Source organism: Bacillus sp. UNC125MFCrub1.1, assembly GCF_000701305.1.
Taxonomy (GTDB): domain Bacteria; phylum Bacillota; class Bacilli; order Bacillales; family Bacillaceae; genus Bacillus; species Bacillus altitudinis.
Window position 1 is genome coordinate 1135089 of the sequence record NZ_KL370769.1, and the last position, 23139, is coordinate 1158227.

At 40.9% G+C, this 23139-nt stretch carries 20 protein-coding genes; 5 read left to right on the top strand and 15 right to left on the bottom strand.

Features of this window, described 5'->3' with window-relative positions; all coding sequences use genetic code 11:
- Nucleotides 1-325: 325 nt before the first annotated feature.
- Entirely contained in the window at nt 326-1156 is an 831-nt protein-coding gene (locus tag N521_RS18540) for a C40 family peptidase (RefSeq protein ID WP_035392554.1), read from the bottom strand.
- A gap of 354 nt (nt 1157-1510) precedes the next feature.
- On the opposite strand from N521_RS18540, the gene N521_RS18545 reads away from it, so the two are divergent.
- Nucleotides 1511-2875, top strand: coding sequence for an alkaline phosphatase (locus N521_RS18545; RefSeq protein WP_035392556.1), 1365 nt, complete (start codon nt 1511-1513; stop codon nt 2873-2875).
- A 50-nt stretch (nt 2876-2925) separates the two neighbouring features.
- On the opposite strand, the gene N521_RS18550 is transcribed toward N521_RS18545, so the two are convergent.
- Together N521_RS18550 and N521_RS18555 are read right to left on the bottom strand one after the other, a co-directional pair.
- The gene (locus tag N521_RS18550; protein WP_374998525.1) at nt 2926-4350 is read right to left on the bottom strand and encodes a SpoVR family protein; all 1425 of its coding nucleotides are present in this window, start codon (nt 4348-4350) and stop codon (nt 2926-2928) included.
- Between the two features lie 67 nt (nt 4351-4417).
- Nucleotides 4418-5617 carry a globin domain-containing protein gene (locus N521_RS18555; RefSeq protein ID WP_035392561.1) on the bottom strand — a complete coding sequence of 400 codons (1200 nt, stop codon included), beginning with the start codon at nt 5615-5617 and terminating at the stop codon, nt 4418-4420.
- Nucleotides 5618-5800: 183 nt separating this feature from the next.
- Between N521_RS18555 and N521_RS18560 the strand changes: the two genes are divergently transcribed.
- Together N521_RS18560 and N521_RS18565 are read left to right on the top strand one after the other, a co-directional pair.
- Complete coding sequence (locus tag N521_RS18560; protein WP_035392563.1) at nt 5801-6232, top strand: Rrf2 family transcriptional regulator; 432 nt, start codon at nt 5801-5803, stop codon at nt 6230-6232.
- Nucleotides 6233-6392: 160 nt separating this feature from the next.
- Nucleotides 6393-7868, top strand: coding sequence for a catalase (locus N521_RS18565; protein WP_008348997.1), 1476 nt, complete (start codon nt 6393-6395; stop codon nt 7866-7868).
- Nucleotides 7869-7913: 45 nt separating this feature from the next.
- Here the strand turns inward: N521_RS18565 and N521_RS18570 are convergent, their stop codons facing one another.
- On the bottom strand, nt 7914-8297 hold the full coding sequence (locus N521_RS18570; protein WP_008348999.1) for a YqzG/YhdC family protein: 384 nt from the start codon (nt 8295-8297) through the stop codon (nt 7914-7916).
- Nucleotides 8298-8425: 128 nt separating this feature from the next.
- Between N521_RS18570 and N521_RS18575 the strand changes: the two genes are divergently transcribed.
- Nucleotides 8426-8674 carry a YhdB family protein gene (locus N521_RS18575; RefSeq protein WP_008349000.1) on the top strand — a complete coding sequence of 83 codons (249 nt, stop codon included), beginning with the start codon at nt 8426-8428 and terminating at the stop codon, nt 8672-8674.
- Nucleotides 8675-8833: 159 nt separating this feature from the next.
- On the opposite strand, the gene N521_RS18580 is transcribed toward N521_RS18575, so the two are convergent.
- The 11 genes from N521_RS18580 to N521_RS18630 all read right to left on the bottom strand — a co-directional run bounded on the left by N521_RS18580 (nt 8834) and on the right by N521_RS18630 (nt 22547).
- Nucleotides 8834-9484 (bottom strand): response regulator, encoded by a 651-nt coding sequence (locus N521_RS18580; protein ID WP_035392565.1) that lies wholly within the window; start codon nt 9482-9484, stop codon nt 8834-8836.
- Nucleotides 9481-10626, bottom strand: coding sequence for a GAF domain-containing sensor histidine kinase (locus N521_RS18585; RefSeq protein ID WP_035392567.1), 1146 nt, complete (start codon nt 10624-10626; stop codon nt 9481-9483). Before N521_RS18585 ends, N521_RS18580 begins: the two co-directional genes overlap by 4 nt.
- Before the next feature lie 151 nt (nt 10627-10777).
- Nucleotides 10778-12523 (bottom strand): phospho-sugar mutase, encoded by a 1746-nt coding sequence (locus tag N521_RS18590; RefSeq protein ID WP_035392569.1) that lies wholly within the window; start codon nt 12521-12523, stop codon nt 10778-10780.
- Nucleotides 12524-12667: 144 nt separating this feature from the next.
- A complete protein-coding gene (glpD, locus tag N521_RS18595) occupies nt 12668-14329 on the bottom strand; it encodes a glycerol-3-phosphate dehydrogenase (protein ID WP_035392572.1) in 1662 nt (553 codons plus the stop codon).
- A 139-nt stretch (nt 14330-14468) separates the two neighbouring features.
- Nucleotides 14469-15965, bottom strand: a complete 1497-nt coding sequence (gene glpK / locus N521_RS18600; protein ID WP_007497075.1) for a glycerol kinase GlpK — start codon at nt 15963-15965, stop codon at nt 14469-14471.
- A gap of 15 nt (nt 15966-15980) precedes the next feature.
- Complete coding sequence (locus N521_RS18605) at nt 15981-16796, bottom strand: MIP/aquaporin family protein (protein WP_008349011.1); 816 nt, start codon at nt 16794-16796, stop codon at nt 15981-15983.
- A 215-nt stretch (nt 16797-17011) separates the two neighbouring features.
- Nucleotides 17012-17569 carry a glycerol-3-phosphate responsive antiterminator gene (locus N521_RS18610; RefSeq protein ID WP_017360356.1) on the bottom strand — a complete coding sequence of 186 codons (558 nt, stop codon included), beginning with the start codon at nt 17567-17569 and terminating at the stop codon, nt 17012-17014.
- Nucleotides 17570-17928: 359 nt separating this feature from the next.
- Nucleotides 17929-19266, bottom strand: a complete 1338-nt coding sequence (locus N521_RS18615) for an aspartate aminotransferase family protein (RefSeq protein ID WP_035392574.1) — start codon at nt 19264-19266, stop codon at nt 17929-17931.
- A 242-nt stretch (nt 19267-19508) separates the two neighbouring features.
- Nucleotides 19509-21101: a PucR family transcriptional regulator gene (locus N521_RS18620; RefSeq protein ID WP_035392576.1), complete on the bottom strand. Its 1593-nt coding sequence runs from the start codon at nt 21099-21101 to the stop codon at nt 19509-19511.
- Between the two features lie 28 nt (nt 21102-21129).
- The gene (locus N521_RS18625; protein ID WP_007497064.1) at nt 21130-22047 is read right to left on the bottom strand and encodes an AEC family transporter; all 918 of its coding nucleotides are present in this window, start codon (nt 22045-22047) and stop codon (nt 21130-21132) included.
- 83 nt (nt 22048-22130) lie between these two features.
- A complete protein-coding gene (locus tag N521_RS18630) occupies nt 22131-22547 on the bottom strand; it encodes a VOC family protein (RefSeq protein ID WP_035392578.1) in 417 nt (138 codons plus the stop codon).
- Between the two features lie 166 nt (nt 22548-22713).
- Here N521_RS18630 and N521_RS18635 point away from each other — a divergent pair, with 166 nt between their 5' ends.
- Nucleotides 22714-23130, top strand: a complete 417-nt coding sequence (locus tag N521_RS18635) for a hypothetical protein (RefSeq protein WP_007497062.1) — start codon at nt 22714-22716, stop codon at nt 23128-23130.
- Nucleotides 23131-23139 lie beyond the last annotated feature (9 nt).

A 23139-nucleotide genomic window follows, 5' to 3' on the forward strand; every position in this document is an offset into this window, starting at 1 on the left:
AAATGAAAACACTTTTTTTCAAAACAGAGTGAAAATTCTCATTTACCAACAAAATACTTGTCAATATTCATGGTAGATTTTCTTCAATCTTTATTCAAATCATAGCTTGGCCTCTTCTATTTATTATACAACATACAAAATTATACTTTTTTGATATAATTTTTATAAAGTGAAAATAAAATTATTCTTTTGATAACTCGTCTCCACTTTTGCTTATTTAAAAGCCTTTAGACTCATAGAGAGCTATGATAAAGGACTGATTGAGCTGCGCAAACGATATACAAAAAAAGAGACTGCCTAGTAAGCAGTCTCTTAAGATCCATTATTAGTTTACAAATGTCTTTGCGCCAAGGTAAATTGGCTTCCAATAGCTTGAAGTCATATCGCTGATCGTCACACCATCAGAAGCAGCGTGGATAAACTTGTTGTTCCCAAGGTAGACACCCATGTGAGATGGGCCAGATTTATAGGTTGTAAAGAAGACAAAATCTCCAACTTTAGGTGTTGAGACGCTTTTCATTGATCCCCAAAAACCTTCAGTTGTTTGTCTTGAAATCTTTGTTTGTTTGTTAATGATATACCACATAAAACCGCTGCAATCAAAGCCTTTCGGTGTCGTTCCACCCCATTTATATGGTGTACCGTTTTGTGCTTTCGCATCTGCTACGAGTTTAGACGTGTTTAAAGAAGAAGTAGCAACTGTTTTTTCTTTGACAGGTGTTGGTTTCACTTTGGATGTCTTTTTCACTTTCAGCTTTTGTCCAATTTTAATCAGATCTGTTTTGAGTTTATTTAACGATTTCAGCTCTTTCACTGTCATTCCATATTTTTTGCCGATTTTAGATAAAGTATCACCTTTGACAACTTTATGAGTGGCTGTCGTTGAAGACGCTTTTACTTTTGTTGTTGTTTTTGATGTTTTCGTTACCTTTTTTGAAGAAGTACCATTCACTTTTAAGTTTTGTCCAACATAAATCGTGTTAGATTTCAGTTTATTGTCTGATTTAATCTTACTCACGGTTGTTTTGTATTTTTTCGCTAGAACAGAAAGAGAGTCACCTTTTTGAACCTTTACTGATTGTGCTGAGGCAGCTCCGGCAAATAATGTCGTCCCAAGTAGAACTGCACTTGCAGCTGTGATCAATTGTTTTTTCATTTGTTCCTCCTGTATGTATCTATCGTGATCCGAATTTTTATCTACTTTCTATTATAAGGATCGAATACCAGAAGAAATAGTCTTGACTTCCTACGACATTATGCTTATTAATTCGGCAAAAATTATTTTTTTTTAGGGTTCTTTTTATTTCATTTTTATTACACAATCATGACAAAACAAATGCATCTTGTCATAGATAAATCATACATTCATTTCTCTTTTTGGTTCATTCTATGTAAAGTGGACCTTTACAATTTTAAAGTGAACTTTACGGTGCTGTCATTTGGAATCCACACTTCTGCTCTACCATTGTAAACGTGAGAGCGATACATAAACAATGAGGAGGCAAAATGAATGAGTGTGTTGAAAAGCTCGAAAACGAAAATAGCTGCAATCGCAGCCGCATCTGTGTTATCGATTGGTATTTTTTCAGGAATTGAATTTGGACAGGCTGACAAAGCTGAGGCTAAAAAGAAACCAAAAAATGACGTACAAAATGTGATCGTGCTCATTGGAGATGGCATGGGAACACCTTACCTTTCAACTTACCGCTCATTTAAACACAACGGTGATCTTTCCAAGCAAACAGCGTTTGACCCTTACCTCACTGGCATGCATAAAACATACCCTGATGATTCTAAAAGTAACATTACTGATTCAGCAGCAGCTGGTACAGCCATGGCAACTGGTCAAAAGACATACAACAACGCCATTGGTGTAAACAAAAATGGCAAAAAACTAAAAACAGTATTAGAAGAAGCAAAACGCAAAGGAAAGTCTACTGGTCTCGTCGTCACATCTGAATTAACCAATGCGACACCTGCTGCGTATGCCGCCCACGATGTGTCTAGAAAAAACACAGCAGCCATTGCTGATGATTTCTTCGATGAGAAAATTGGCAAACAGCATACAGTCGATGTCATGCTTGGCGGAGGACTGATCGATTTTGTCCGCAAAGATCGTGATTTGACGAAAGAATTTCAAAAAGCAGGCTATCGTTACGTAACCAATAAAGCTGACTTACAAAAAAACAAACAGCAAAAATTGTTAGGCATTTTTGCTGACGGTGGTCTCGATAAAGCAATTGATCGTGATAAAACGACCCCTTCCTTGCAAGACATGACATCCTCAGCCATCAAACAGCTGTCTAAAAACAAAAAAGGATTTTTCCTCATGGTTGAAGGCAGTCAAATTGACTGGGCTGGACATGACCACGATATTGTCAGTGCGATGAGTGAGATGAAGGATTTTGAAAAAGCATTTGAAGAAGCCATTCGTTTCGCAAAAAAGGATAAAAACACATTAGTCATCACGACCGCAGATCATTCAACTGGCGGCCTTTCCTTCGGAGCAGACGGCTCGGGCAGCTGGGATTATCAGCCTGTCAAAGCAGCAAAAAAGACACCTGATTTCATTGCAAACAAAATTGTAGGGGGTATGACGGTCGAGACTGCGCTTCAACAATACATCGACCTTGATTTCACAAAAGAGGAAATCGCCTCTATTCAAAAGGCGGCTGAAACAAAAGATCCTGTTCAAATCGATGATGCCATCGAAAAAGTCATCAATACGAGGTCTCATACAGGCTGGACCACATCGGGTCATACAGGGGATGAAGTACCATTTTATGCTTATGGACCAACAAGTGAGCAGCTAAAAGGGCTTATGGAAAATACAGATCAAGCGAAACACATTTTCAAACTGCTGAAAAACCAATAAAGTGCTAATCACAAAAAAAGATGTCTAGTCGTAGACATCTTTTTTGATCATTAAGTGAGATACTTCCTATGAACCCCTTTTCCATCGTATGAAAACATCACTTCTTTTCCTTCAAGAACTGACTCGATGTGCACACTTCTTCCCCATAGCTGATACAAATATGGAAGCACCTTTTCTAAGTATTTGAGATCAAGCTCAATGCCTTCATACCAATGTTTAATATAGAGTTCGTTGTTTTTTAAATAGTCGCCATCAATGACTGTCAAATACGGAAAGCCGCCATTGACCCTCATGCTGACTAGCTGATCACGGACTGCCTTCCATTCTTTATCAATGACTTTATAGTCTCTCCCCTGCTTTTGAAACAAGTACAAATCTTCCCTCATCACAAGGTCTTTCGTTAAGTAATTTCGAATAAAAGAAATGTCTGATTCAATTTCTCGCACTTCAAACATTTTGCTGCGACCGGACCCTTCCGTCACTCCTGCTTTTTTTAATTCCTCGCATGGATGATCGTAGCGCTCTTCAATATCTTCAAAAATCTTCAGCCCTAAATAGTAAGGATTGATTCCTGTCTTAGATGGCTGCACGACACCTGCATTTAATTTTGCAAATTCAATCGATTCACTTGAATCTAAATCAAGTTCACGCATAATCCGCTGGTGCCAATACGATGCCCAGCCTTCATTCATGATTTTCGTTTCTAGCTGTGGCCAAAAATAGAGCATTTCCTCTCTCAGCATCGTCAGCACATCCCGCTGCCAAGGCTCTAGCTCCCGGGAGTGTGCCTCGATAAAGAGCAAAATATCTTTTTCTGGATTTGGGGGGAATTGCTTGATCGTTTTCTTTTTCTCACGTGTTTTCGGTTCATCCATTCCCCACAAATCATCATATGGCGTTTGACGTTTTGGTTTGTCCTCTTCATATTCATCTTCATCGTCGAGATTCCAGCTTAATTTTGAACGAACAAGCGACGGATCAATATGCTCCTGCAATGCCAATACAGCATCTAAAAAGGACTCGACTTCTTTTGTACCGTGGATATGTTCATATTCTTTAATTCGCTCTGCTGCCGCTGACATACTTTCCACCATATCTCGTTTTGTGTTTTGGAAACGGCAGTTGTTTTTAAAGAAATCGCAGTGTGCCAAGACATGAGCCACAATTAGTTTATTTTGAACAAGCGAATTGTTATCAAGGAGAAAGGCATAGCAAGGATTTGAATTAATCACCAGCTCATAAATTTTGCTTAATCCTAAATCATAATGAAGCTTCATTTTGTGAAATTGCTTTCCAAAGCTCCAGTGGCTAAATCGTGTTGGCATGCCATATGCACCGAATGTATAAATAATCTCCGCGGGACAGATTTCATACCTCATCGGATAAAAATCCAGACCAAATCCTTCTGCAATTTCTGTAATTTCATCAATGGCTCGTTGTAAAAGACGCTTTTCAGATACGCTCAAGGAAACCATCCCTCCTCATCGGACTTATCCCTACTATATGAGCGTACCTAAAAAAACATGATGTTCAGCCAGTTGTTTAGACGACTTCCATTTCTTTCATGGACTGCCCGCCGAACGCTTCAAAATGGATATTCTCTTCTGGGATGTCCATCGCTTTTAGAATAAGGATCATCTCTTGAGTAAATGCTGGAGAACCGCAAACATAAAATTGGCCTTTTCCTTCACCAATCACTGATTGAAGGAAAGGTCGGTCAATCCGCGTAGCCACCTTCTCAACCAGATCACTCTTTCCACTCTTTTCAAATTGTTCGTTACAAAGGATAATACGCCCCTCTGGAGATGAAGTGAGAACGTGTTCAAACTCTTGTTCGAAAGCGGTTACATCCTCTAGTCTGTCTGCATGAATCATCGTGAATGGCTGATTGTTATGCGACGCTGTTTTCACTAAACCAATCATTGGTGTGACACCAGAACCGGCACTAATCAAATAAACGGGTTCTTTTGTGTCATCTTGCAAGCAGAACATTCCCTGCGGCATACTCACGTGAAGAATATCGCCTTCTCTCATTTCATCATGCAGGAATGTGGAGACATGCCCATCTCGTTTCACGGTGATGCGATAGTAAGATGGGTGATATTGATCTGATAAACTGTATTGTCTGCTGCATACATAGGCTTCACCCGGCATATCTACCTGCACCGTAATGTATTGACCAGCTTCATACATTGGTAGCTCAGATTCATCCTCTGGTACGAAATAAAAGGAAATGAGTGATGGAGATTCTTGTTTCTTTTTCTTCAGAATAAACGGTTTGACATCTGCCCATCCACCCGTTTGTTTCACATTTTCAGCCATCATTTCTGCCTCAATGGTGATGAATATATTCGCAATGATGTCATATGCAGCCTTCCAAGCCAACAATGTGTCATCTTCCTCTGATAACCCAAATACCTCTTTCATTGCTTCAAGAAGGTGATATCCGACGATTGGGTACTGCTCTTTTTTCACCATGACACTGACATGCTTATGGGCAATTTGTTTCACAGTAGGTAACAAGTCTGCCAAGCGATCAATGTGCAGTGCAGCTTGATAGAGTGTTGCGGCAAGCGCCTCTGGCTGGCTTCCATTCATGAGATTTGTTTTATTAAACTGATTGAGTAGCTCTGGATGCTGTCTGATCATATTTTGATAAAAAACTGTCACAAGTTTTGTTCCCTCAGCTTTTAGAAGAGGGGCTGATTGTTTAATGGCATTCATTTGATCTGTGGATAACATCGTTATTCCTTCTTTCAAAAGATGTATTTTAAATACATCTTTATCGTAATGGAAGACAACGTATAAAAGCAATATTTATAATACATGTTTTAAATGTTGTCACATTTAATACATTCTCGAACAGTTTTTGTCTAAAATGTGTTACGATGATACAAAACTCTATTAGGTTTAGAGGTCGTCCAAATGAAACTTACGAATTATACAGATTTCTCATTAAGGGTACTCATTTATTTAGCTTCGAGAGAAAACAATGAACTGTCAAATATTCAGCAGATTGCCGATATTTATGGCATTTCGAAAAATCACCTGACAAAGGTCATTTACCATCTAGGAAAACGTGGTTATGTAGAAACGATCCGCGGAAGAAATGGTGGAATTAGGCTGGGGAAAAGCCCAGAAAGCATTAATATTGGTGAGGTTGTCCGATATACAGAGGATGATTTAGTCATGGTGGAATGCTTTGATCCGAAGAAAAACAGCTGTATTATCTCCCCGATTTGTTCATTAAAGCACGTACTTCATGAAGCACTCACTGCTTATTTAAACGTTCTTGACCAATACACATTAAGTGATTTAACACAAAACAAAGATGCTCTAAGAGAGCTTCTGCTCTAAGGCGAAAGAATTTATTTCTTTCGTCTTTTTCTTTACCTCCTTGTAATAATAATTTATTTAAAATTATTATAAATAAATATTGACTATCATGTTTGATTCAATATAATTAGGGTATATAGATTGCTAGAAACCATTTTTTGTTTACAGGAGGAGAAAAAGAATGACAAATTCTAATCATAAAAATTTGACGACGAATCAAGGCGTGCCAGTTGGCGATAATCAAAACTCAAGAACTGCTGGTCACAGAGGGCCTTCATTTCTTGATGATTACCATTTGATTGAAAAACTTGCACACTTTGACCGTGAACGTATTCCAGAGCGTGTTGTTCATGCAAGGGGCGCCGGCGCTTATGGTGTGTTTGAAGTAGAAAATAGCATGGAGAAACATACAAGAGCAGCCTTCTTAAGTGAAGAAGGAAAACAAACAGACGTTTTTGTCCGTTTCTCAACGGTTATTCACCCTAAAGGTTCACCTGAAACATTACGTGACCCTCGTGGTTTCGCTGTCAAATTTTATACAGAAGAAGGCAACTATGATCTAGTTGGGAACAACTTGCCGATCTTCTTCATTCGTGATGCACTCAAATTCCCTGACATGGTTCACTCTCTCAAGCCAGATCCTGTAACCAACATTCAAGATCCTGACCGTTATTGGGATTTTATGACGTTAACACCTGAATCCACTCACATGCTCACATGGCTATTCTCTGACGAAGGTATTCCTGCGAACTACGCTGAAATGCGCGGTTCTGGTGTTCATACGTTTAGATGGGTAAACAAATACGGAGAAACAAAATATGTGAAATATCACTGGAGACCATCAGAAGGCATTCGCAATTTATCAATGGAAGAAGCTGCAGAAATTCAAGCAAACGACTTCCAGCATGCGACAAGAGACTTGTATGATCGTATTGAAAAAGGAAATTATCCAGCATGGGATCTTTACGTTCAGCTTATGCCGCTCAGTGATTATGATGAACTAGATTATGATCCATGTGATCCGACGAAGACGTGGAGCGAGGAAGATTATCCGCTGCAAAAAGTGGGCCGCATGACACTGAACCGCAATCCAGAAAATTTCTTTGCTGAAACAGAGCAAGCTGCTTTCACGCCAAGTGCCCTAGTACCAGGAATTGAAGCATCTGAAGACAAACTGCTTCAAGGCCGACTGTTCTCTTATCCTGACACGCAGCGTCACCGCCTAGGTGCAAACTACATGCGCATCCCAGTGAACTGTCCTTATGCGCCTGTACACAATAACCAACAGGATGGCTTTATGACAACAACTCGTCCAAGCGGTCATATTAACTATGAACCAAACCGTTATGACGATCAGCCAAAAGAAAACCCTCACTACAAAGAAAGTGAACCCGTTCTTCACGGTGACCGTATGGTGAGACAAAAAATTGAAAAACCAAATGATTTCAAACAAGCTGGAGAAAAATATCGAAGCTACTCTGAAGAAGAGAAACAAGCATTGATCAAAAACCTGACAGCTGACTTGAAAGGCGTAAATGAAAAAACGAAATTACTTGCGATCTGCAACTTCTATCGTGCAGATGAAGATTATGGACAGCGTTTAGCGGATTCACTCGGTGTGGATATTCGTTCATATCTTCAAGGAAGCATGAAATAAATCTTCTTTTCAGCTGGAGCACCTCTTTTTAAAAGAGGTGCTTTTTTATAACCGAAATATGTTAATACTAATCAAATGACCCGTCACTGGATGAAAATAAATTTCTGCATGTGCTGCAAATCGTGTGGAGCCTTCCTTCACGGTCACGCGAAACACATCTTTTGTTTGATCTTCATTCACTTGTGTACGTCCAATGTAATGATAATCGTTTAAAGCGGCGCCTTCATATTCATCTTGCAAGGCAGTATACGCAAGTCTTTCCCAATTCTCTGCCGGCTGCACAGCTGCTTGTGAAGATGGATGAACCATGAGACTGCCAAATAAAACAATTCCTGCTGCAAAAAGCATCCATAATTTCGGGTGCATAATATCAATATTCTCACTTTCATGTCTATTTTGTTTAGGTTTTGCTGGTTGGTTCTTTTTCATACATCAAGCATTTATTCAGCCTATAATTCCCGGTACCCAGTTTATGCAGACACCAACTTTTCCCCTGAAAAAGTCGACCTGATCCGAGCAAACTAATGAGGACTTCTCAAGGGAAAGGAGAAGGTTTAATGAATGTGGCAGATTATGATAAGGCACTTTATTATACGCATCGCTCGCAATGGGATAATTTACTTATTCTTATGGTCCGTACGCAAGATGATTTGCTCTCGAAACGTATTGAGCATTTCTTACATGCGTATCAATTTAACCGGAACGATGCAGATGTTGAAAAATGTTTATATGGACTCCTGCAGTATATCGACCATGCTTCAGAAGCTGCCGTTGCTGAAGCATATGCTGAACCAATGTACACATAAAGGAAAAGGTTGATTTTCGATTGTTGACAAAGGGCTAAAATGAACTTTATTTTAGCTCTTTGTTTTCTTTTCAGCCTTTTACTAACCGCCTTTCATAAAGAAGAAAAGACTTCACGAGAGAATACTCATGAAGTCTTTTGGAATGTCCACCATGACTGTTTACAACAGCTCTTTCGGCTGATTTTTTCGATAATCTACTGCATAGAGAGCGGCCTGAGTTCGATCTGCCAGCTCTAACTTTGATAACACATGAGACACGTGAGTTTTCACAGTCTTTTCAGAAATAAAAAGCGATGAGGCAATTTCTTTGTTACTTTTCCCTTTTGCGATTTCAAATAAGACATCACGTTCTCTATTGGTCAGTTCGTTCATCAATGCCCATTTCTGCTCTTTAGGTTCAGTTAGATGCTGGACGAGAAACGTCGTAATATGACCGTCTAATTGATACGTACCATTTTGCACCTCAATCATTGTCGTGAGAAGCTTTTCAGGTGCTACATCCTTGAGCTGATAAGCCTTCGCTCCCGCTTGGATAGCAGGGATCACATAGTCCTTATCTGCATAGCTTGTCAGAATGACAATGCGGACATCCGGCATATCCAGCGTCATTTGCTTTGTCGCCTCAATTCCATTCATTACAGGCATAGAGAGATCCATCAAGACAATGTCAGGCTTTGTTTGCCTAACTACCTGCAGTGCCTCTTCCCCATTGGATGCCTCACCGACGATGTCTACATCTGGCTGAGTTTGCAAGAAAAAGACCAGCCCTTTTCTGACAATATGATGATCATCTGCAATAACTACCCTCATGACAATCCCTTCCTTTCTTGAGAAAATGGTACTTTCACATCAATCGTCGTTCCCTTACCTAGCTCAGAATTGATGCAAAATGTACCGCCTGCTCTTCGGATACGATCAGCCATCCCTTTCAGCCCAAATGAAGGAAGACTCATTTGTTCATCATACTGAAATCCCTTTCCCTGATCGATGATTTTCATACCAAACGTGTCTCCTGATTGCTCCAGTTTGACCTCTACTTTCTCAACACCCGCATGCTTTTGGCAATTATTGAGAGCTTCTTGGCATACGCGAAATAAGGTCTCGTGCTTTGAATGATCTATTTCCATACAGCCTGATAAAGACAATGAACAATTTAGACCTAAAAGCTGTGCATACTCTTCAATCGCTGTCGTAAATCCTTTTTCAAGTCCTTTTGGTCTTAACTGCCAGATGAGTGAGCGCATTTCAATGAGGGCATCTTGTGATAAATGCTGAATAAAATCAATCATTTCACCTAATTTTTGATCACTTGTCATTTGACGCGCTGCCTTTGCAGTCAAACTCACGGAAAACAGCATTTGATTCACAGAATCATGTAAATCCTGCGCAAGCCGGTTTCGTTCTTCTAGCAGTGCATGCTGCTGCTCATTTTGCACAAGCTTCATACGCTGAATAGCCGTACCAATTTGCAGTGCAATACTTTCAAGCAGATTCAGCTCCTCCTGTGTAAATGTGACCTTCCCTTTTGCCGCCACATTTAATAAGCCAAACGTACGCTTACATGCTTGGAGAGGAACGGTTGCATGATGGGTAATTCCTTCTGTATCTCCAAGCTTTTGCTCAATCGCCGTTTCAATCCGTTTACAATTGATGATATTGGTCGCTGATTGGAGTGAACCTTTTGTGTATCGATTGATGCAATAGCAATCGTTTTGACACATGAGCTCTTTTTGATGCTTTGCCAGCGCTTCAGGTAAACATACTTCTGCCATTAGTTCATACGATCCGTCTTTTTCTATAAAATAAATCCATGCTGTTTGAAAGCCTGTCACTTCCATAAGCATATGAAGCACTTCATGAAGCGTTTCCTTCATTTCCATCCCTTCATTTAGCTTTTCAGCAATTTCTTTTAACGTTTTTAATGTTTTGACTTTTTCTTGGTAATCTCCCATCGTGTGTACCCCCGGCTTTTACTGCCTCTCTGATCAATATGTTGATTATACCATGAGCATCTGTGCGGCTCTTTCTCAAAAAGGATGATTTTTTCTCATCCTTTTGACTGAGAAAAAGCCATCATGCATGACATGATGGCTTTGTGATGTTTTATTTAGCTGTTTCTTCCACAATGTCATAGACGACTTTCATGACTTCTTCTGATAAGTGTTTCAGCTTTTCTTCGCTGTCTGTTAACGATGTGCCTTTGACTGCAATATAAAATTTGACTTTAGGCTCCGTACCAGAAGGTCGTAAACAAAACCATGAGCCATCTTCAAGGAAATATTTCAGGACGTTTGATGCCGGCAGATGAATCGTTTCTTCTTTCTTTTCAGCCACAAGGTGCCTTTGACTTGATTGATAATCCTCAATGATCGTAATGCGCTGACCAGCGATAGAAGCTGGCGGGTTTGATCTAAAGGTATGAAGAATAGCAGAAATCTGCTCTGCTCCTACTTTCCCCTTTAAGGTTAATGACTTTAACCCTTCTCTGTAAAATCCAAATTCCTTAAAAATATCAACAAGCGCATCGTATAATGACTTCCCTTGTTTCTTATAAAAGGCTGCGACCTCAACTGCTAATAACGCCGCTTGAACTGCATCTTTATCTCGTGCAAAATCACCGATCAAATAGCCGTAGCTTTCTTCATAGCCGAATTGAAACGTGTATTCTCCGCTTTCTTCAAACTGCTTGATTTTTTCTCCGATAAATTTAAAGCCAGTGAGCGTATCAATCGTGTCAGCTCCAAATGCTGAGGCAACAGCACGCCCAAGCTCACTTGTCACAATCGTTTTCATTACAACGGGGCGAGGCGGCAGCTGACCTAGTTTTTGTTTTTCAGATAATAAATAATGCAGCAGTAATGCGCCTGTTTGGTTGCCCGTCAAAACGGTAAATTCACCATCATGATTTTTCACAGCGATACCTAATCGATCTGCATCTGGATCTGTCGCAATCAACATATCAGCATTTTGCTTTTCGCCAAGCTTGATGGCGTATTCAAAAGCGGCATGCTCCTCTGGATTTGGAGACGTAACCGTCGAGAATTGCGGATCTGGTTTTTCCTGTTCAGGTACAACCGTCACATGCTTATAACCAAAGGCCTGAAGTCCGTTTCGGACAGGTTTATTCGCCGTCCCGTGAAGCGGGGTAAACACCACTTTGACATCGACTTCTTTTGCAAGCTTAGGGTGCACACGAATGGTTTTTAATTTTTCCATATACGCTTGATCGATTTCTTCACCAATCATGCGGATCAAACCATTTTGCTTCAATACTTCTTCTGATTCCACTGAAATGGCTAATTCATTTTCGATGGCATCTACTTCTTTAATGACTTGATCTGCTTCAAATGGGGGCATTTGGCCTCCATCTTCTCCATAAACTTTATAGCCATTATATTCTGGCGGATTGTGACTTGCTGTCACAACAATCCCTGCAAAGGCATTCAGTTCTCGAACTGCAAAAGAGAGTTCTGGTGTCGGACGCAGTTCGTCAAATACGTATGTTTGAATGCCATGTGAAGCAAGTGTTTTGGCCGCTTCCATCGCAAATTCAGGAGATTTATGGCGTGAATCATAGGCAATGGCGACGCCTCTTTTTTTTGCATCCTCTCCATGTGCTGCAATATACGCAGCAAGACCAGCAGATGCTTTTCGAACAGTGTAAACATTCATTCGGTTCGTTCCAGCACCAATTTCTCCGCGCATTCCTCCAGTACCAAACTCAAGGTTTTTGTAGAAGCAGTCTTCAAGCGCTTGATGATCATCTTGATGTGCCTCCAGCCATTCCCTTAGTTCAGTATCCAGGTGCTTCTCATTGATCCAACGCTCATAATTCGTATTCCAACTCATGGTCGTCCTCCCAGCTCTTATCATCAATAAAATAACATCTACTGTTATTTTATATGGAATTATCCTTCATGTCATGTTATATCATGAACATATGAAAAAACGATGAACAAAATAAAAAAAGCCGATACACGATCGGCTTTTTACTTATTCAGCATCAAGCGGTACGACTGCTTCATGGAATAGTCGGTCTAATTCAGTTTGATGTTTCTGTTTTGTCGCTTCATCCCAGCCAAAACGATCTGCCATATAGTCAACAACAGGCTGTGCATACGTTTTTGCCCAATTGATATTAAATAATAGGCTGCCTGTTCTTCTCAAGAAGAAATCGACAGGTGTTACAGCCAATTCTTCTTCGATCGCATAGACAAGTTCAGCCAACACATATGCGGGAATGTTTCGTTTTTCTGCTTCCCCTTGAAGCTGCTCTACACGCTTGAAGACATTGCTGACGTTTGAGCCATATTTCTCAGCTAATTTTTGTGCAATCGGTTCTGTCAAACCAACGGATGCTCCTTCTGCCGTTTTCGCTTGAACAAAGGATGCCATATTTTTCGAACCGCCTACATGCCCACCTGAAATTGGCATATGTTTCGTTTTACATGGTCCGAAATCTTTTCCAGTTTCCTCTTTCAGTCCATCACGTACAAGATTCACAATGTGTTCAGCCATTTTACGGTAACCTGTTAATTTACCGCCGGCAATCGTGATTAAGCCTGAAGATGATGTCCATACCTCATCTTTACGAGAAATTTCTGAAGGATCTTTCCCTTCTTCATGAATGAGTGGACGAAGACCAGCCCAGTTAGATTCAACGTCTTTCTCTGTAATGTTAAGATCTGGGAACATATATTGAATGGCTTTGATCACGTAATCACGATCTGCTTTTGTCATACGCGGATGTTCCAGCTGTTTTTTGTAAACGGTATCTGTTGTTCCCACGTACGTTTTTCCTTCTCTTGGAATCGCAAAGACCATTCGTTTATCAGGTGTGTCAAAGTAGATTGCTTGTTTTAATGGGAAAACAGATTGATCAAATACTAAGTGAATTCCTTTTGTATGCTGTAAATGTTTCCCCTCTTTTGAGTGGTCCTTGTCTCTTAGCTGATCGACCCATGGACCTGTCGCATTGACGATTTTTTTCGCATATACATCGTATGTTTTCTGTGTTGTGACATCTTCAATGACAACACCGACAACTTTGCCTTTATCATAAATAAATTCTTTTACTTTCGCATAGTTGACCGCTTCTGCCCCGAATTTCACAGCCTCTTTCATGACTTCAATTGTCAGGCGTGCATCATCTGTACGGTATTCAACATAGTAGCCCCCGCCTTTTAAGCCATCCTTTTTCACAAGTGGTTCTTTTGCAAGTGTCTCTTTTGCACTTAGCATACTTCTGCGTTCACTATGCTTAACGCCAGCTAAAAAGTCATATACTCTAAGTCCGATTGAAGTTGAAAACTTACCGAATGTCCCGCCTTTATGCATCGGAAGAAGCATCCATTCTGGCGTTGTCACATGAGGACCGTTTTCGTATACGATGGCACGCTCTTTACCGACCTCTGCGACCATTTTCACTTCAAATTGTTTTAAATAACGAAGTCCACCGTGCACTAGTTTCGTTGAGCGGCTAGACGTACCCGCTGCGAAATCCTGCATTTCCGCAAGACCGACACGCATTCCGCGTGAAGCCGCATCAAGTGCTGTACCAGCGCCAGTAATACCCCCACCAATGATAAACACATCATATGGTTTTTTTGTCATGTCCTGAAGCATTTGTTCTCTTTCTAAGCTAGAAAAAGTCATCTCTTGTTCCTCCCATGTTGTACGGTAAAGAAAAAGAGACCGCAAACACCCAAAGCGTATTTCTACACTTCGGTGCTTGCGGTCTCTCCAGTTCTCCAACCGTTCTATTAACTTACTTGAAGTATACCATACTTTTTGTTTATTTGAAAGCTTGAGCTGCTTTTACAGCCTTTTTCCACCCGCTGTATAACGAGTCACGGCTGTCTTCTTCCATTTTAGGTTCAAAGCGCTTGTCAAGGTTCCATTGTTTTGCAATGTCTGAACGGTCGTTCCAGAAGCCAACTGCTATTCCCGCAAGATAGGCCGCACCGAGTGCCGTCGTTTCATTAATTTCTGGACGTTCTACTGGTACATCGAGCAAATCACTTTGGAAGCCCATTAAGAAATCATTCTTTACAGCCCCGCCATCGACGCGCAATGTTTTAAGTGAGATGTTTGAATCTTTTTCCATCGCATCTAAAACATCTTTCGTTTGATAAGCAAGTGATTCTAACGTTGCACGAACAAAGTGCTCTTTAGAAGTACCGCGTGTTAAACCGAATACAGCGCCTCGGACATCACTATCCCAATATGGTGTGCCTAAACCAACGAATGCTGGTACGACATATACGCCGTCTGTTGACTCAACGCGCTCAGCATAAGCTTCACTGTCTTTTGAGTCTTTAAACATTCTAAGTCCATCACGCAGCCACTGGATCGCTGAGCCAGCAACGAAAATACTTCCTTCTAAAGCATATTCAACTTTGCCGTCAATGCCCCATGCAATCGTCGTTAACAATCCATGATCCGACTTAATTGCTTTTTCCCCTGTATTCATCAACATGAAACATCCTGTACCATATGTGTTCTTCGCCATTCCTTCTTCAAAGCAAGCCTGACCGAATAACGCAGACTGCTGATCTCCTGCCGCTCCTGCAATTGGAATATTTTTACCGAAGAAGTGATAGTCTGTTGTTTCACCATAAATGTGTGATGATGGTTTGACGTCTGGCAGCATGGAAGCTGGAACACCTAAGATATCAAGTAGTTCTTCATCCCATTTCAGATCGTAAATATTGAACATTAACGTTCTTGATGCATTTGAATAATCTGTCACGTGTGATTGACCGCCAGTCATTTTCCAAATGAGCCATGTATCAATTGTGCCAAACAGCAAGTCACCATTTTCTGCTTTCTCACGAGCACCTTCTACATTGTCTAAAATCCATTTCACTTTAGTGCCTGAGAAATAAGCATCAATCAGAAGACCGGTTTTATTTCTAAACGTTTCATCGTGTCCTTGCGCTTTTAGCTCATCACATATACCCGATGTTTGTCTAGACTGCCAAACAATTGCATTGTAAACGGGTGCGCCTGTATGTTTATCCCAAACGACAGCTGTCTCACGCTGGTTCGTAATTCCGATACCGGCGATTTGATCTGCTTCAATTCCTGATTCGATTAAAGCAGTTGAAATAACTGATAGAACAGAGCTCCAAATTTCATTTGCATTGTGTTCTACCCAGCCTGGGTTCGGAAAATATTGATTGAATTCCTTCTGAGCTGTATGTGCAATTTTACCTTCTTGATCAAATAAGATCGCTCTTGAGCTTGTTGTCCCTTGATCTAATGCGAGAATATATTTTTCTTTTGCCATGGTGTTTTCCTCCCCTTACATACTTTCATTGACAGCATTTGTCTGGTTTTTCGTAGAAACATAGAGTCCTAACAATACCACAACTAAAATAACGCTTACAATCCAAAAGGCTGGTGTGACGTTCGCTTTAAAGGCTGCATTATAGAAAACACCGCCAAATGCACCGCCCAAAATTGGACCAACAACAGGAACCCAAGCATATTTCCAATTTGATGGACCTTTACCTGGAATCGGCAGAATGGCATGTGCGATTCTTGGACCTAAATCACGTGCAGGGTTAATTGCGTAACCAGTTGTACCACCTAATGAAAGACCAATTGCGACAATTAAGAAACCAACAATCAGCGGATTGACTCCGTCTGCAAATTTATTTGCACCAATCGCTAAAATTCCTACCACCAATACAAATGTACCAATGACTTCACTGAGCACGTTTGCAAAAGTATGCGGAATCGCAGGACCAGTTGAGAATACGCCTAGTTTTGCACCTGGATCGTCTGTCGCTTTCCAGTGTGGTAAGTAATGTAAGAAGACAATAATAGCTCCGAGTAATGCGCCAAGCATTTGACCGACAATATACATTGGAACATCAGCCCAAGGAAAACTTCCTTCTAATGCAAGACCTATTGTCAGCGCGGGGTTTAAATGTGCACCGCTGATTCCTCCAGTGGCATAAGCTGCAATCGCTACTGCAAATCCCCATCCGAAAGCGATTACAATCCAGCCGGACTGATAAGCGAGCGATTTCTTTAAACTGACTGCCGCACACACACCGCCTCCGAAAATAATCAGAAGCATTGTACCAACGACTTCACCCCAAAATGGTGTCATGAAAAATTCCTCCTCTGGTTCAGTTGCCATCCCCTATAAATGTGTAGAAAAGATAAAGAAAAAAGATCCACAACAAACATACTTTACATCAGGGTCATTTGTCACCTAGTAAAGCGTCGTTGTGGATCTCCGTTTCTCCATCACATGATATTAACTTAGTGCTATAGTAACAGAGGATGAAAACGTTGTCAATCAATTTTCACATTTTATCTTTTTCACTTTTGGAACGCTTTCCAAAGCTCTGTATTCGATGTGGTGACAGCTGTCGCCCCTGCTGCAAGCGCCCTTTCTACATCTTCTTTTGTTCGAATAAATCCTCCTGCAAATATTGGTATTCCAGCTCTTTCGCGCACTTCTGTAATTAAATCTGGCACGACACCCGGCAATACTTCAATAAAATCTGGACGATGTTTCCCGACAAACTCCATGCTTTTTTCCATCGCACTTGTATCAAGTAAAAACATTCGCTGGATGGCATATACCTTTTTCTGCTTGGCTTTTACTATGACAGAAGACCTAGTAGAAATAATGCCAGCTGGTTTCATTTCCTGACAAATAAATTCCGTTCCGTACTCATCATGTTTGATTCCGTGAATGAGATCGACATGGACAAACATTTTTTTATGATGCGCATTCGCCTCATTCATGATGCCCTTAAGCCGCCCTAAGTGGACATCTAGTAAGACCCCATATGTAAATGGACTTTTTAAAAATTCCTCAAATTGCTTCATATTGCGAACAGCAGGTAGAATGGGTTGATCATGAAAACTCATATGCCGTCTCCTTCTCGTGTGTATTGGTTCTATCTTCTCCTTACAGTAATAGAATCGCATGTTTTTTTCAATACACCTAGTGTGCCCATTGACCATTCAGCCTAGCAGATCGATCAAAACCTGATCCTTTCAGGGCATAGAAAAAAGCAGAGAAACCTCTCTGCTACAGCGTGTAGGCAAACCCTCGCATTCTTTGTAATTCCTGCGTGCTGGTGCTCACGAATGTCAAATTCGCTCCGCGCCAGTACTCACCCTTCCTAGGGCTGGAAAGGTTTTCTATCACGCTGAAAAGAAGACAAAGGGCTAAAATCAAGTTCATTTTAGCCCTTTGTCAACAATCTGAAGCAGAGAAATCTCTGCTATAATTGTGCCATGCTTTCTTTTAAAGTATGAATAATGAATGAGGCGTCTTCATCAGTGATATTTAGCGGTGGTGCTAGCTGTGCCACGTTATTATAGCCAGCCACTGTATCGCCATTTTTCCCGATGATCAATCCCCGCTTTTTACATTCTGCAATCAATTGACCGACTACACTTGGATCAGCTGGCTTTTTTGACGCCTGATCCTGCACAAGCTCAATTCCAAACAGCAGGCCTTTTCCTCTCACATCACCGACAAATGGATGCTCTTTTAACTCTTGCAAACGTTCGAGCATGTCTTGGCCAAGCGTGCGTGACCGCTCCACTAATTGCTCGTTTTCCATGATCTCTAAGTTAGCAAGCGCAACCGCACAGGAAGCAGGGTGACCGCCAAATGTATTCACATGCCGTAGCCTGTCATACGTATCTTCTCCTGCATACGCTTCATAAATGTCTCGTTTCACGCACGTTGCAGATAGCGGTAAATATCCACTTGTGATCCCTTTTGCCATGGTGATGATATCTGGCTTCACTTCCTCATGCATAAATCCAAACCGCTTTCCTGTCCGGCCAAATCCGCAGATGACTTCATCTACAATGAGAAGCGCTCCATGGGCTTCACAGATATCTTTGACCTTCTTCAAATACCCTTTTGGCGGCATTAGGATACCTCCGCCCGTAATGATCGGCTCCATAATGACCCCAGCTATCGTCTCACTTAGTTCCCACGTCATGGCCTGATCTATTGCAGCAGCACTTGCCAAGCTCTCTTGATCTTCAGGATGCCGGTACATATCAGGTGGTGCGACATGGATAAACCCCTGCCCTAACGGTTCATATTTGTACTTACGCTGCGCTTGACCCGTTGCGGCTAGAGCTGCTGCTGTGTTGCCATGATACGATCGATATCGGGAAATAAATTTTGTGCGTGTACTCTCTCCCTTTTGCGCATGATATTGTTTGGCAATCTTAAATGCCGCTTCATTCGCTTCAGAACCACTGTTAGAAAAGAAAATCACATAGTCCCCGCCTAGCCATTCATTGAGCTTCTCAGCCAGCTGAATCGCTGGCACATGGCTTTGTGTCAGTGGGTAGTAAGGCATCGTATTTAATTGCTTATACGCCGCTTCTGCAAGCTCTTTACGTCCATATCCGGCATTGACACACCATAGTCCTGACATCCCGTCTAAATAGCGATTTCCATGAATATCTGTCACCCATGCGCCTTCTGCCTCATGAATCACCATACTTTCATTTTCTTTGTTTGTCCCTTTCATATGATGCCAAATGAACTGATCATCTTTCGCCTGAAGATTTTGTGCGTTATGTGTTTTCATCTTCCCACGCCCCCATGTATCCGTTTTCATCATCAAAGAAGCTTAAACCGGTCCTGCATATGACCTCTCCATTCATTATATGGATAAAAAGTGAGGCATATGAAACTGAAACAAGACCGCCCGTGTCGTTACTCTCATTATAAAAAAGGGGCCAGACACATTACATTAGACAGATCGTCAACTGATTGAAAAGAACCATGAGACACTCTACTTGATCCCTCGGCAAAATCTAACATATACCGTTAATGGCGATTCCCCTGTAAAAATTCATAAGCAAGGATCGCAAATTCAAGCGCTTGACGTTTTGGCGCTTGCATCATATCCCCACCAAGTAAAGCATGAAGCTTATCCAATCTGTGATAAAGCGTCTGCCTCACAATATAGAGCTGGCTTGCGGTTTCTTTTTTAGAACCGTTTGTCTGTAAAAAGATATTCAGCGTCTGATAGAGCCTGCCGCTATTTTGTTTATCATATAAAATCACCGGCTCTAAATACTCTTTCACCATGCATTCTAATAACCCGCTTTCTTTCATGACAGGCATCAACCGAAGCATATGTAAATCTTGATAAAATGGGCTTTTTATCCGTTGCGGCATCACTTTCTTTAAATGCAGCACTTCTTTCGCTGCTTGAAAACTTTTTCTCATGTGCTGAAATTGCTCACAATATGAACCGATTCCATAATTGATGACTGCCTCGCCGGGCTTCTCACGGTCATATAATTGCGTGATGTCGTTTGCCGCTTTTTCTGCACGCTCTTTCCAGTCCTCAACTTTTCTTGTATTCAATAAAATAAATAAGGTTTGTCCTTGATGCTCGTACACAATCAAATAGAAACCAGCACGCTGAAAAATAGAACGGCAAGAGACAAGAAAATAAAGATTCCCTGCGATTTCTTCTATTTGGTGGTTTTTTTGAAAGAGCATCACCACACAGCCGGTCGGTTTTTTCAGTCCTTCTGTTTCCTCAAGGTGTTCTATGATTTCTCTTTCTGTATGCTCTTCATGAAACCATTTTTGCAGCCATTCATTCTCTTTTGTCTTCTTCAGCTCTTCTGTATACAGCTCTCTTAATGTTTGCTGGGCAAGGGCATTTGCTCCTTTATCCATCACAAGCAGTTCAAATTCCGAGAGCGTGTTCGATTGATGAATGAGGACGAGGTCTGCAAAGGTTTGTTTGAGTGCAAGGACTTGTTTTTGCGTCACTTCATATCCTTTTGGTAATGAAGCATACTGCAAATAATTCATCACAAGCTCTTCTGTTTGTTTGGAAGAATCACATAAAATAATCGGTTCACCTTGAATAGGGATCAACAAAAGAATCCCTCTCACGTGCTGATACACTTGATCCAAAATATCCATCTGCGGATGAGGGGTCAATAAAAGCTCATTCAACTTGGACGACAGTGTTTCTAAATCCGCCATCATCTGATACTGACGTTCAATCATCATCGTATGGAGATGCTGTGTAATATTGACGAACTTCACTTCTTTTGTAAACAGAATAAGCGGAAAATCACGTTCTTCTGCATAAATAATCAGTTCTTCTGGCACATCAAACCGGAGCGGTACAAATTCAATACACAAGCCAGCCGCACCTGAGTCAATCAACTGTCTTAAAAACGCCTGAAAGACTTCCAATTGATCATGGAAGCCTGCGGCCGTCGTTAAGATCAGCTCGCCTCCGTTTAACAAATCCTCTACAGCAGGCACTTCAAGTACATGTACCCATTTTACCTGCCGAAACAATCCCTTTTCCCCAGCTAACACTTTCGCATGCGTAAAATGCTTCGTTTTTAACACATCACTTACTTGAAAATGAACATCTACATTCATTCATAAGTCCCCCTTTGTTTGCCGTCCCCTATCCCAGAGGGTGCATGGATAAAATCCATAATAAAACAGGTAAAGTCACAATACTTAAAATCGTACTGAGAAACGTCGTGCTTGAGACAAACTCAGGTTTCGTTCGAAATTGCACAGCCATCAACGTGGTATTCGCCGCAGTCGGCATCGCTGCAACTAAAATCATAATTTGTTTCACCAAATCATCTACCGGTAAAATAAGCGTAAAGCCGAATGCGATGAGTGGTGAGATAAACAGCTTCAGCAGCACCGCATAGGAAATATTACGATAATCCACTTGTTTAAAAGAAATCACTGCGAGCTGCATACCTAAAATCAGCATAATCGTTGGTATCGCTGCATCCCCGACCAGCTGAACACCTGTCATAAGCTCTTTAGGTAATGAAAGGTCAATGAGCTGAAATAATAGACCAAGAAGAGCCCCATAAGCAACCGGCATACGCAGCACTTTTTTTAGAACGACCTTCAAGTCTCCCGCGTCCTCTCCACCTTTTGCTGCATAATACATGCCGATCGTACTCATGACGAGCTGTTGAAGGACCATTAGCACAATCGCAATATCTAAACCAGCTGCTCCAAAAACAAGAAGGACAACAGGCGTGCCGTAATTTCCATTATTCATAAATGCTGATGACAAAATCATGGCACAATACGTTTCATTCGAATACCCGTAAATTCGAGATAAAATGAAGACACATAAAACAAGTGAAAGACAAAGCCCTACGACAAATATTGATAAGTACACATAGTCCATCGATACTTTATTTTGATAAAAGGTTTCAAATGCAAGAAATGGTGACATTAAATATAAAGACATTGATGAGAGCGTATGTATATCAAAACCAATTGTCTTCTGCCCAATATACCCTATAAGGAATATGCCGAACACTGGCATTAAGACAAGTAAAAACTCCATGCAGCACCTACTTTTCTCTAGATGAATTCCTTCTTTTTTACCCTCTTATCATACCACTGATCATCAATAAAAAAGAAGCACCCTTATGAAAGGTCGCTTCTCTCCTCATCCATATAAAACACTTCCCATAAATGACCATCACGATCCTGAAAGCTCCAGCCATACATGAAATCATGGTCTTGTTTTTCCTTAAACGGTGAACCACCAGCTGCGATCGCACGCTCTACAAGCTCATCAACCTCTTCCCTCTTCTCGACCTGTAAAGAGATAATGACCTCTGCGCCATTTCTAGCATCTACCAATTCCTTCTCTGAAATGGATTGGAAATGCTTAAGTGATAACAGCATGACTGTGATCGTCTCATTCATCACAAAACAAGCAGCATGTTCATTCGTCAGTTCTTGTTGAAAGTCAAAACCTAGCTGTTCAAAGAAAGCCTTTGACTCATTCACATGCTTAACCGGCAAATTGATATACAGATGTTTAGATTGTCGCCCCATATCCCTCTCCCTTTGTAAAACATCATTTCCATTCAGTATATTCGTCTTTTCATTTGGCATCCCTTTGTCGCATGAAAAAATAAGAGGTAAGTCTCATTACCTTATTTTAACAAAAATGTATAATAAATCTCGTGCACAATACTAAATGAACTAGGAGGTTTTCTTAATGAAAACAATCGCAAAATCTTTGATGCTCTCCACCACTGTCCTTTTATTCGCTTCACCTATTACACAAACAGCTGATGCTGCATCTATTCAAACGAAGCAGGTGACAGCAGAAAGTGATTTTCAGCTTCCTTCAACAACAGACACCATTAAACAAAACATTGAACAATCTTTCCAAAAACAAGAAAAATGGCTACAAAAACTAGAAGTGATTGCCGGACAAGAAAAACGTGAACAATTTGAACAGTTTTTCAACCAGCATGTAGGACCTGATTTAAAAAATCTTTTAGAAGAGTCTGATCTTACATGGAAACAAGTAGAAAAAACGATTTATCAATCTCTTGTTAAATCAGACGTTCCATTTTTAGCTGCCAAAAGCATTGCCCATTTTGCTACAGTGGCATTAAAGAAAATGTAAACATACAGA